Genomic DNA, 11,460 nt, shown 5'->3' with positions numbered 1-11,460 from the left:
AGAAAGTGAATCAGGTCGATAAGATAACATTAAATTTCATCGGAAAAGACGAATCGTTTTTTCGGGATTTGCATGCTGATTTTAATACAGCCTGGTCAGACCTATTAGAACGCGTGACCGATCGGGTATTATTGGAGTGGAGCAATCCAAATGTGCATTTAGAAATTGATAAGCTCATATTAGATTTACCGCCAATTGGAGCTAATAATTTCAAAAAAGAATTTCTTGTACAATACGAGACCATCCTTGAACGAGAGTTAATAAAGGTTGTAAAAAAACACCAAGGAGAGGAAGTCATTACAAAAGCAAGACGCGATCGAACCGAGTTGTTATTCCATTATTTACTGCACGGGCATCTACTTTGGAGACCAGGCGATAGTTCATTCAATTTACAGGATTTATTTTTAGAAATCCTAAAAAATAATAGTGCTGCGTTATATAAATTTCTACGTACTCACGGCCATTATACAAGTTTGCAGGAACGGATTATTTACCAATTAGAAGAAAAATCACTTTATGCGGGTATCAAGTTACTGGCTCCGAATGATAGCCAATTTATTGTTAGCTATATAAAGGCTTTAAAACAAAAGTATAAGCGTTTGACCCAACCGCAAATCACTGAAACCAATTATCAGTACGCCGTGTGGAAGGTCATTTACGCTTATGTGTTGACCATGCAGACTACTTATTTTAATAAGAAGATGTTTGTCAAACAGACGATCGTAAAAATAGGGAATCATTATAATATTAATTATAATCACCTTTTGCGGTTGCTATGGACAGATCAAAACGAAGATCATATTTCAGGCGAGCTATATCTGATCTTGCAAAATCTCTTTCAAGAAGAGAAGCGAGGTATCGTTAAACGCAAAAATTGGCGGCATTGGATTCAATTGATTGCCCAGATAGAAGGCACCCTTTTAGACGGCTTAAAAAGAGAAAAGAACACGTTGATCCAGTTGTTAAAAAGTGACAACTCCATTTATTTGCTACAATTGTTGAATGAGCAGGAGATACTAACCCTGGTAGACTTTGTAATACCTAATGAAGCCCCTTTTATTCGCAATTATACATCTGTCTTAGACCAAAATCAACAAAAGGGCTTATTACAAGGGAAAGCCGGGGGCGAATTTCGTTTATTAAAGTGGCAAATTATATTTCCCATTCTCTTTCAGAATAACGGGGCTAATTTTAATAGAAAGTATTTTGTCGAAAAGGTTATTTTAAAAATTGCTGCCCATTATAATTTACAAGCTATTCAATTGTTGAATTATTGGAGCATAGGTGATAAGGTGTTTCAAAATGACAAAGTGCTTTTGAGTATCTGGAAAGAGCTGTTAAACAAATATGAACCATCCCCAACAAAATCAAAGGGGTTGGTTTCTGTTCATAAAGATCATATTATTTTAGCCATTCGACGTCAAGTTGTGTTGACTGTAGACCAGATTGATAGACTAAAAGAATGGGTAGAATCTTCGACAGAAGGTATAAAGTTCATCGAAAGACTAGATCCTATAGCACTTCAGCATTTTATTAAAGTAAACTTTAAAAAAGATGCTGAATGGATTATCCACTACGCTTCCTATCTCGATCTACTTGAAAACAGTAAATTTACAGCCCTAAAATTAGGAGGGAAGTTCACAACTATAAAGTGGCTTTTCATTTTACAGACATTGCTGGGCGGCTATCGGCAGTCATTGAATAAGAAGTATTTTGTAGAGCAGGTACTGGCAAAGCTTTCCGACCATTATAACATTAAGAAAGATGTCATAATTAAGATCCTAACAGACAATATAGGCGATGTTGGATATCAAGTGCCTTATGATTTATTTAAGGTTTTAAATGACCTTCGAAAATACGCAGTGGTTATTAACAAAAAAGATCCGATCAATGATCCGAAATCAAATTCAGCTGATGAGGCTGCTGAAAACGCATTCATACACCCCATCTTAGATCTTTTAGCTAGTATTTTAGGAGTGTTCGATAGGCAGACAGTCTTACGGATTGATAAGAAACATATGTTGTTTGTCCTTGGACGCTATAGGAGTTCCCATTCAGGCCATTCACAGTTAGATATTTTACGTTTTATACTTTCTTGGTTACTCGGTCAAGTCCCGGTGCCAAACCAAAAGAGTGATTGTTTACAACAATTGACGATTTTATCAGAGCGTAGTCCTTTATTACAAGCTGCCATTCAACAAGAAAAGTTACAGCGTATTATGGAGCAGGACAACGATAATGATGAGGTAGCCGATATTAATACATTTCGAGAGGTTCATAATGCCGGGGTCATATTAATTGCGGCTTATTTGCCACGGTTATTTTCCATTTTAAAGTACACCGAAAACGGACAGTTTTGCAATCAGGAAAAGCAAATAAGAGCTGTTTTTTTGATTCAATACCTAATTTTCGGAAATACCGAATACCCGGAGCATGAATTATATTTCAATAAGATTTTAACAGGGATAAGAATAGATAAAGCGCTTCCGAATTCTTTGGATTTGACCAAAGAAGAGATGGAAGTATCTAATCAAATGCTAGCCTCTATTCTGATGCATTGGCAAAAAGTAAAGACAATAGGAGCATTGCGAGAAGGATTTTTACAACGAGGAGGCCTACTTTACACGAAGGACGACGTCTTAGAGCTGTCCATTGATCAAAAGGCTTTCGATATGCTATTAGATTACGTATCTTGGAATTATAAAACCATCAGGTTTCAATGGATGGAGAAAACAATCTTAACTAATTGGAGGTAATAAATTAAACTTATGAAAATTGAAACTCAAAAAAGAGATGAGCAAGAAACAGCTCAAAGAAAGTCAAAGAACCAAGGTTCTATAGGTCAAATATTACAAACATATAGAAAAGCTAATGCTAACAGCACTCATACCCCGGTTGCACAGAGAAATCCAAGAATAAAACTAGGCCAAGATTTATACAGCAACCTTATCTCTAAGAATTTTCATTCAAAGGGTATATTTAAAGGTATGAACCATATGATGTATAGAAACAATATTCCCATGTCGCCCGAACATGAGCTAGTGTTGAGACAAAAATTAATAACGGAGAATGCAGGACTATGGGATACGCTAAAGGCGGAGAATTCCCATGTACTAGCCAGTCAGGGACATGGATTATTGTATAATATGGGAAAACAATTCCACACATATTTTGTACATCCTTTTACCAAGTAATAATAAGCTTATGAAATCTATTGCTCAAAAAGAACCATTAGAGAATTCTGCGAACGAGAAGGCAAGTAATCAAGCACGTTCATCTAGTATCTTACAAAAATATAAAGACAATGCAATTCAACGAAGAGGGATGGAGAGCCAATCTAATAGTACCGGTTTGCCAGATAATTTAAAAAATGGTATAGAAAGTCTTTCCGGTTACAGTATGGATGACGTAAAAGTACATTACAACTCCGTAAAGCCAGCGCAACTGCAAGCACATGCCTATGCTCAGGGCACAGATATCCATGTCGCACCCGGGCAGGAAAAGCACTTACCCCATGAGGCTTGGCATGTCGTGCAGCAAAAGCAGGGGAGGGTAAAGCCTACCCTACAAATGAAAGGAAATATAGCAGTAAATGATAACGAAGCATTAGAGAAAGAAGCAGATGTCATGGGGGCAAAAGCAAGCGGTATTGAAAGTTCTTCTTCCCGATTAGCCCCTTTAGAGTAGTTACTACGATTCGACGAAACAAAATAGAGAATGACAAAATTAATACTATCTCAAATCTCCCAGCTGCTGCACACAGCATTCTCGCTGTACTTTCAGCATGAAAGCGAATACAGTTCCCTCCGGGATATTCCGTTAGATAGCGATGAGCTGTCTAGACTGACTGGAAGAGAGCTCACCTGGGAAGAAACCATCATTTTGCTATTGGCCGCCACACCACATATCCACCCACAGGCATTAGACTTATTTTTTATCCATAACAAAGAGCTAGATCGGCCATATACCGAATTTGGAGGATGGAAAGGAGTGTCTCACAGTGGTTTTTTGCCCACTGGAGAATCTGCTGCATTTTTGTTATCTATAGACCATTCAGAAAGTCGCCCCTTAGTGACCCGTCTCTTTAGTAGAACGCATTGGTTTTACACGGAAAATATATTGCGCTTAGAAGGTCAAGGAGCGGGTGAACCATTTTTGAGTGGCAAGTTAACTGTATCAGAAGAATTTTTGGCAAAAGTGCTCGGCAATGAAAGCTATCGACCGGATTACAGCGGCGATTTTCCTGCCAAACGCATGCAGACGCAACTAGAATGGGAAGACTTGGTCGTAGCACATCACCTACGCGAAGATCTGGAAAGCATTTCCCTTTGGCTACAAAATGAAAAAGATATCCGATCCCGGTGGAGGTTAAATAAATACATCAAACCTGGCTACCGTTGCTTGTTTTACGGCCCACCAGGTACAGGAAAAACCCTAGCTGCATCTTTGCTCGGCAAGAAGCATGATATGGATGTATACCGTGTAGATTTGTCCATGATTGTTTCCAAATATATCGGAGAGACCGAAAAGAACCTCGCCAAAATTTTCGATCGGGCCGAGCACCAGAATTGGATTCTATTTTTTGACGAAGCCGATGCCTTATTTGGGCAACGAAGCGAAGGCAATTCATCCAACGATAGACATGCCAACCAAGAAGTAGCCTATTTATTACAGCGTATTGAAGATTTTCCGGGTATGGTGGTCTTAGCTACCAATCTCAAAGACAATATGGATGAAGCTTTTTTTCGAAGATTCCAGTCAGTCCTTTATTTTCCAATGCCTGAGAAGCAAGCTAGAAGACAGTTGTGGAAGCAAATGCTTCCTAGTGAGTGGTTAAGATCTGATGAACAAGACATACTCGTCTTCGCCTCCGAAGCGGAATTATCAGGAGGGAGCATGATAAACGTAGTTCAGCGCTGCGCTTTGATGCTCTACACATTAGAAAAACCGCTGCTTACCAAAGATCTATTTCAGATAGCAATGCATAAAGAACTCGAAAAAGAAGGTACAATTAGATAAATATGCGATTCCAACTACTACTTATTAGCCTACTGTTATTCTTTAGCAATACACCACCTGCATCTGCTCAGGACTATCAATGTCCAAATTGTTCGATCGAAAGCGATTTTGATAGATTAAAATTTATAGTCTTTCATGATAGTATCGTCGTACGGGATACCATTCGGGACACCGTATTTGTAGGCTCTTCTTCCATCCAAGAGCTGAGCAAGAATCTGAATCTATCATATACGGATTTTGTCGAAAATTTTCTTGACTATGTAAGGGCGCAAAAAGCCATCGATAGCCGAGATAAGAAGTATGACGAGTTTATGAAGGATTATGTAGCCAAGATTTATAATGAAATATACCGTGGACAGTATATATATCAGACCTATTGGATTGACAAAAACAGTGATAATATCTTAAAAAAAAGAGAAAGACACCCTCAATTAGCCCTACTGCCCGATGCTGCTATTTTAGAGTTTGTTTTTGTACAGCACGGTGCGGATCATACACAAAACTTCCTTAACACGAAGAATGAACAAATTAGATTGATAGAAGCTATTTTTAAAGATATAAGAGCCCTTCCAAACCAGGAGAACAAAGAGATTGCTATTAACTTTTATCTTCCAGACTTCGATTTTAAGGACAAAAGATCATTATTCCAATTTGTCAAATCAGTCTCTCTCTCCATAGATAGTATAAAAGTACAACAGATTAGAGACGTAAAGCTGTATTTCTCCTTCAATACGCATAAAGTTGAAGACTATAACACATACATTGTCGGCCTATATGAAATGATCGATGGTGTTTATTCTGTTGAATTAGGTACCGGCGTCCGCGAATATGTAAAGCCTGCGGATCTATCTTCTTTTTATAAGATTCGCAATCAGTTTTTATTCGCTAGATTTGAAATAGCCGATTTTCCAGAAATAAAAGAAAACGACATCAGCTATTCTACGATATACAAATTGGTCAGTACCGATTATCCCGAGATTTGGGAAGAGTATTTTTTCGCAATATTGGGAATAATTTTTCTATTGCTTGTTTTTGCATTATGTTATATACTAGCACCGCGGTTTTCCGATTACATCAATCAAAACTACCTGTATGCCTTAGCCGTGAGTATCATTATGGGCGCAGAGCTTATTATTATGTTTATTTACATGGTAGAGGAGATGGGGTCTAAGACCAAGATAATTACATTGAAGGACATTATATTGTTTCAATTACTTTTAGTTTTTGCTCTACCACTTGTCATCCGTATTTTTAAGAGAAAGGATATTCCTTAGAATATCTCAAATGCATAATGATAGGAGGAAGGAAATATTATGATAACACAGTTTATTTTTTGTTAATTATCAGGCAGACTTCGTGCTGGACTTACTCCCCGTCTCGTCATATCCCATGGCGCATTTCGAGCTTGTTTTGCTGTTGGATCGTAATCCGGGTGAAAAGTCTTTATGTTATCGCGCTCATTATTAAATAAATCCTTGTCCGCTTCTGGAATATTTGGGTTTTGAATAATATTATTTGCAAATGGTGGCGCAGCAAATCGCATTGTTGCAGATATCGCTCTTCCCCTTTTCTGGTCAAGATCACCTGATTCTTTATATACTGCTGTAGCTCTCCCTCTATTGAAAGTATTGTGCCCCGTTGATCGATAATGAGTTCCGGATGAACCTATAGGCATCTGTTGAGGATGATGCTCCAACGTTTCCACAGTACTTGTTGGGTGCGCTGACGCTATTTCACCTCCTCCTGCAAGGGGCACTCTGTGTCCCACCCACATAGTAGGTAGACGTGTTTCGTGAGCCATAACACAAATCTCTCGGACATCAGCCATTCTACCTTCTGAAAATGCTTTTCTAGCTAATTTAAAAGCAACTTCACAAGATATTAATTCGTCCATTCCTGGATACATTGCTCTCAATTTATTACTAAATGCAGCTTGGTTGTCTTCTAATACTGCAGTAACTAATTCATCAATAGTAAACTGAATAACAACACGTTGAATTGAACTAGGTTTATTGTTTGCAAGATGATTGTTTGTTTTAGTCTTTAATTGAGTAATTGATTTTAACAGAGGACTATTATTGGTAACATCGTGGATTGTTCGTAGAAAATTTGCTTCTCTGCGATTATCAACAAACTGATAAGCAGAATTATCACCACTTCGTTTTTTAGGTAGATTGTGAGATACAGTTTGGTCTTTGCTTTGTTGTATATTATCGGCATGAGTATTCATAGTTTTCCTTTTTAGATTCTGATCAATAGCGTATAACTTCTGGTTAAACAAAACTAATATACAGAATGTTTTGTGAATCTGTCCCTATAAGCTTATTTCATTTTATATAACTTGTGTTTGTGTAATGATTTGCATCATAACTCTTTATAAAAGTGTGATCCACTCACCAATTGATTCTTTTTAGTAGAACCAATAGCGCTACGGTTTCCCGTACAATAGCTATTTATCATACTTGTATTATTGTACAATATTATTTGATTCATTATTAGATTTCAGGTATCTTGGAGGAGACTTCAATACATATGACACCGGGACAGACAGAACCATTTGTTATTAACCAAGATTCTTTAGAGCAGCAGTTCAAAGATCACCTTGCAGACATTTACAATCACCGTATCTTATTCTCTGGGCCATTTGGGCAGGGCAAGACTACATTCCTTAATAAAGTATTCGAAGATGAGGAAGCCGAATATCACACCATAAAACTTTACCCCGTCAATTATTCTGTATCGTCCAATGAGGATGTATTTCAATTGATCAAGTTTGATATACTGACACAGCTCATTGGTAAGTATGGCAACCAGCTTAATCTTCAAAAAGAAGACTTCAGTAAGCTGCTCACAGCACAGGTGTTTGTACGAGATAGTATGTCGTTGACACCGTGGATAGAAGCCATACTTTCCTGCTTTGGTAATATAGGCAAGTCTTCAAGTAGCTTCTTCAAGGCTTTTAGAGACACAGTAAAGGACTTTGATGAATTCCATAAGAGTATACAGCCAGATGAAACCAAAGATATAGAAGCCTTTGTAAATGGTTTAATAGAACAGGAGGGAAGCGCCTATGAGATGGATACTATATCCGAGAAGATAAAGGAATTGATAGCACGTCTACGAGACAAATCAAATCATAAAGTCATATTGGCCATAGACGATCTAGACCGTCTGGATCCAGAGCACATCTTTCGTCTTTTCAATGTCTTCTCCACCCAGTTCGAGTATCGAGGAGACAGTCTGCATCGCAATGGCTATAACAAGTTTGACTTCGATAAGATTATCTTCGTGTGTGATATCGAAAATATCCGCCGTATATACCGACACAAGTATGGTGCAGGTGTAGACTTTAAAGGTAACTTGGACAAGTTCTATTCGCATGCTCCTTTTGATTTTGATAATCGGCAGTTTATAAAAGATCACATCCGCTTAATTATGGGTAGAATAAGAAGAGAACTCACCTCAGATAGTTCGAGTTGGTTTGTTAGTCAGGTCGAAGCAGAAACTAATTTTAAATATGTATTCGAATGGCTGTTGATAAGCTTGATAAATAATAGACTACTTAATTTACGAACTTTATTACAAGTCGATGAAGTTCATCTTAAAGACATATTGCTTAATGTTAATAACAGAAGATTAAGCAATTTTAATTATCCTATTGTATTGTTACTTCAATTTCTCTTACGTTACTATCCAAACCTTGAGATTTTTAAGGATAATTTGAATGTGCTTGGCGAATTGTATGATCAGTCTAGAAATCACAATATGTCCGGAGAGCATTCAGATAATAGCCGTATACATCGTTATATTATCACAGAATCCATACCATTTGTGGCTAATACAAAAAAAATGGTAACAGATCTTTTGGAAGATAAAGAATATAAAGTCGAATACGCTGAGTCTCTAAAATGTTTTATTCATTTCGAAATGAAAGATAATTGGGAGATGGATAAGATTGAGTATCTTTTTCAAAAAGCAACTAAACAGATAGATAGTGAAAGTGAAGAAATTGAGCTGAATCCATATGATGTGTTATCTAAGACACTTTTGAAATTAAAAAAGTTAGGGGTTTTAGAATAAGGTATGTTTAAAAAAAATCAAACAATCGAAGTAGAAGGTGCCGAGTATAAATTTGATAAGAAAAAGGGAGAAGGTGGGGCAGGTGCAGTATGGACGGCGGAATCTGGTGGACAAAAGTATGCGATTAAGTATATTAAATCAGAAATTTTGCTAAATGATAAGTCTGGTAATAAAATTGCCCGTTTCAACGCCGAAACTTCCTTTAGCAAACATACAACCCATCGCAATATTGTGAAGGTAATTGCTGAAGGTAATCATAAAGGGATACCGTTTTACATAATGCCATACTATTCCAAGACTTTGAGACAGGTTATCGATGAGCAGAAAAATGCAGATGTGCTTATCAAGTATATACTGAAATTATGTGCTGCTGTTAAATATATCCATAAAAAAGGAATCAAGCATCGTGATATCAAACCGGAGAACATACTCATAGATGGTAATAATCTAGTGCTGGCTGATTTTGGAATCGCCCATTTCAAGGAATTTGGCTTGACCAAAAAGAACGATTGGCTAGCGAATAGAAACTATATGGCACCTGAGCAAAAACTTAAAAATAATGCACTTAATGTTTATGAGGCTGCTGATATCTATGCACTAGGACTGATTATAAACGAATGTTTTACCAAGCAAAATCCCACAGGCTCTCAATTCAAAAAAATAGCAGATAGCTATCCTTTGTTTTATGAATTAGATAATCTAGTTGAAAGCATGATTAGGAATGTAGCTGAGGAACGAATAGCTATTGATAGTGTGATAGCTGAAATAAAATTTATTTATCAGAAGCTGAAGAAGAATCTTGCTGATATTAGGGATGATCTCGAAATGTTTGGTCCCCCACAAAAAATGAAGAATACAACATTAAGAGAAATCTATAAACGAGCAAGTGAAGATATTTTATTTGGTAAATATCTATTCCAGACCCATACAGCTAAAGAGATTAATAGATATAATTATAACTGGCATATGAAAGTTGGTTATACCGTAAGTGATTTCGTTTACAAACTCTTTGTACAGGAGCAAATACTTCAAGAATGTAAGCTCCGTTTCTTACGTGAGAGTGAGTATTACAATGCAAATACTAGGTCACAGACTTGGAGTATTGAGGAAATAGAGAAGTATAAATTGTTGTATACCAAAATGTCTGATATCCTAAAAGTATATGATCTGAAGAGTGAAGGATACTCAATAGTGGATTTGACGGGTCAGATTTTGAAATATTTCTCTTCGTGTTCCGAATACGGATGCGAAAATATTTTGGGCTATATATCCGAGATTGAAATACTTACTAAAAAAAATCTAAAAAATAGCCCGATAATTTGGATAGCTTCATATTTGAAAGATAGGATTTACGAGAATAGCGATGCTTTATCAAAGGGAATTAATGGATTAGGAGGAAGGTTTGAATTTAGATTTGAAGACCATATTGCAATCAATTGGGACAGGACTAGATGGTATGAAGAAAATGAAGATGATATTAGATTGAATAGTAGTTCGCATTTGAGAGAACAACTAAATATAGCGCAGATATTACACCTGTTTCAGAAGAAATGGAATATTAGCTTTTCGAAGGTTGATGATTCGCATTATTCGATAAAATTCATTAATTATGGTCAGTTCCAAAAATTTAGAGAACATGCTCTGCAATTGGCAAAGCCACATTATATATTTGAAGGTGACGTCATAGATGTACTACGAGAACCTAATTATGTAGGCAATATGGTAGAGTTGAGATTAGACAAAGTGTTTGATGTCTCAAATACGCTAGCACAAATTTTAGGTATGAAGGAAGTAAATGCTTAAATTTTTTTGACGTGATAAAATATTAATACAAAAATTATCACTACTAACCGACAAAAAAATAAATTAAGGAGCTTTCAGATGAGGGAAGCTCCTTTTTCATATTTTGGTTTTACCACAAACTCAAATATGAGAGATGAAAGATACTTCAAAAATTTAGTCGGTCAGCCAATCTGGATATTACGGTTTGATTTGTGCCAGTCATTTCGGTCGGATGGTGCCAGCTATTACGGTTCAAATGATGCCACTTTAGTGGTTTAGTTTTCTTCCATCGCTCCGTTTTTTACGGTTCGAATTGTGCCACTTCAAAAAGATCGGGAAAGAATTACCTTGTCGCTCTAAATACAGCGATATGGCCAACAAACTTGATCCGATGGACTTAAAACAAATACTCACATTACATCTGGACGGTTACAGTAACCGTAAAATAGGTTCCGTTCTGGGTATTTCCCGCAATACGGTCAATACCTATATGCAGCTGTTTGCAGGCAGCGAATACTCCTTTCAGGAACTTCTGGGCTTCGAAACGTCTGCTCTGTCCGAGCTGTTCTCCTCGTATAC

9 protein-coding genes are annotated in these 11,460 nt (G+C 36.9%); 8 read left to right on the top strand and 1 reads right to left on the bottom strand.

Annotated features, from left to right (window positions below; translation table 11 throughout):
* The first annotated feature begins 5 nt into the window (after positions 1–5).
* Genes M472_RS30485 through M472_RS30465 form a run of 5 tightly spaced genes read left to right on the top strand, consistent with a single transcriptional unit; the run spans position 6 to position 6,293 of the window.
* On the top strand, positions 6–2,756 hold the full coding sequence (locus M472_RS30485) for a contractile injection system tape measure protein (protein ID WP_021069672.1): 2,751 nt from the start codon (positions 6–8) through the stop codon (positions 2,754–2,756).
* Between the two features lie 12 nt (positions 2,757–2,768).
* Positions 2,769–3,194: a hypothetical protein gene (locus M472_RS30480; RefSeq protein WP_021069671.1), complete on the top strand. Its 426-nt coding sequence runs from the start codon at positions 2,769–2,771 to the stop codon at positions 3,192–3,194.
* 10 nt (positions 3,195–3,204) lie between these two features.
* Complete coding sequence (locus tag M472_RS30475) at positions 3,205–3,687, top strand: eCIS core domain-containing protein (RefSeq protein ID WP_021069670.1); 483 nt, start codon at positions 3,205–3,207, stop codon at positions 3,685–3,687.
* Between the two features lie 30 nt (positions 3,688–3,717).
* Positions 3,718–5,019, top strand: a complete 1,302-nt coding sequence (locus M472_RS30470; RefSeq protein WP_021069669.1) for an ATP-binding protein — start codon at positions 3,718–3,720, stop codon at positions 5,017–5,019.
* A 2-nt stretch (positions 5,020–5,021) separates the two neighbouring features.
* The gene (locus M472_RS30465) at positions 5,022–6,293 is read left to right on the top strand and encodes a hypothetical protein (protein WP_021069668.1); all 1,272 of its coding nucleotides are present in this window, start codon (positions 5,022–5,024) and stop codon (positions 6,291–6,293) included.
* A gap of 62 nt (positions 6,294–6,355) precedes the next feature.
* On the opposite strand, the gene M472_RS30460 is transcribed toward M472_RS30465, so the two are convergent.
* Positions 6,356–7,249 (bottom strand): hypothetical protein, encoded by an 894-nt coding sequence (locus M472_RS30460; RefSeq protein WP_144062677.1) that lies wholly within the window; start codon positions 7,247–7,249, stop codon positions 6,356–6,358.
* A 281-nt stretch (positions 7,250–7,530) separates the two neighbouring features.
* Here M472_RS30460 and M472_RS30455 point away from each other — a divergent pair, with 281 nt between their 5' ends.
* The 3 genes from M472_RS30455 to M472_RS44895 all read left to right on the top strand — a co-directional run.
* On the top strand, positions 7,531–9,099 hold the full coding sequence (locus M472_RS30455; protein ID WP_144062676.1) for a P-loop NTPase fold protein: 1,569 nt from the start codon (positions 7,531–7,533) through the stop codon (positions 9,097–9,099).
* Positions 9,100–9,102: 3 nt separating this feature from the next.
* Positions 9,103–10,902, top strand: coding sequence for a serine/threonine-protein kinase (locus M472_RS30450; protein ID WP_021069665.1), 1,800 nt, complete (start codon positions 9,103–9,105; stop codon positions 10,900–10,902).
* Between the two features lie 349 nt (positions 10,903–11,251).
* Positions 11,252–11,460, top strand: a 209-nt coding sequence (locus tag M472_RS44895; protein ID WP_200859606.1) for a LuxR C-terminal-related transcriptional regulator, incomplete at its 3' end; no start/stop codon positions are given.

The organism is Sphingobacterium paucimobilis HER1398 (assembly GCF_000416985.1).
Taxonomy (GTDB): Bacteria; Bacteroidota; Bacteroidia; order Sphingobacteriales; family Sphingobacteriaceae; genus Sphingobacterium; species Sphingobacterium paucimobilis.
The sequence above is the reverse complement of the archived record's forward strand: the minus strand, read 5'-3'. Positions and strand labels throughout refer to the sequence as shown.

Coding starts and splice junctions, on each gene's coding strand:
- M472_RS30480 (WP_021069671.1), top strand. CDS start 2,769: ATGAAAATTGAAACTCAAAAAAGAGATGAGCAAGAAACAGCTCAAAGA.
- M472_RS30475 (WP_021069670.1), top strand. CDS start 3,205: ATGAAATCTATTGCTCAAAAAGAACCATTAGAGAATTCTGCGAACGAG.
- M472_RS30470 (WP_021069669.1), top strand. CDS start 3,718: ATGACAAAATTAATACTATCTCAAATCTCCCAGCTGCTGCACACAGCA.
- M472_RS30465 (WP_021069668.1), top strand. CDS start 5,022: ATGCGATTCCAACTACTACTTATTAGCCTACTGTTATTCTTTAGCAAT.
- M472_RS30460 (WP_144062677.1), bottom strand. CDS start 7,249: ATGAATACTCATGCCGATAATATACAACAAAGCAAAGACCAAACTGTA.
- M472_RS30450 (WP_021069665.1), top strand. CDS start 9,103: ATGTTTAAAAAAAATCAAACAATCGAAGTAGAAGGTGCCGAGTATAAA.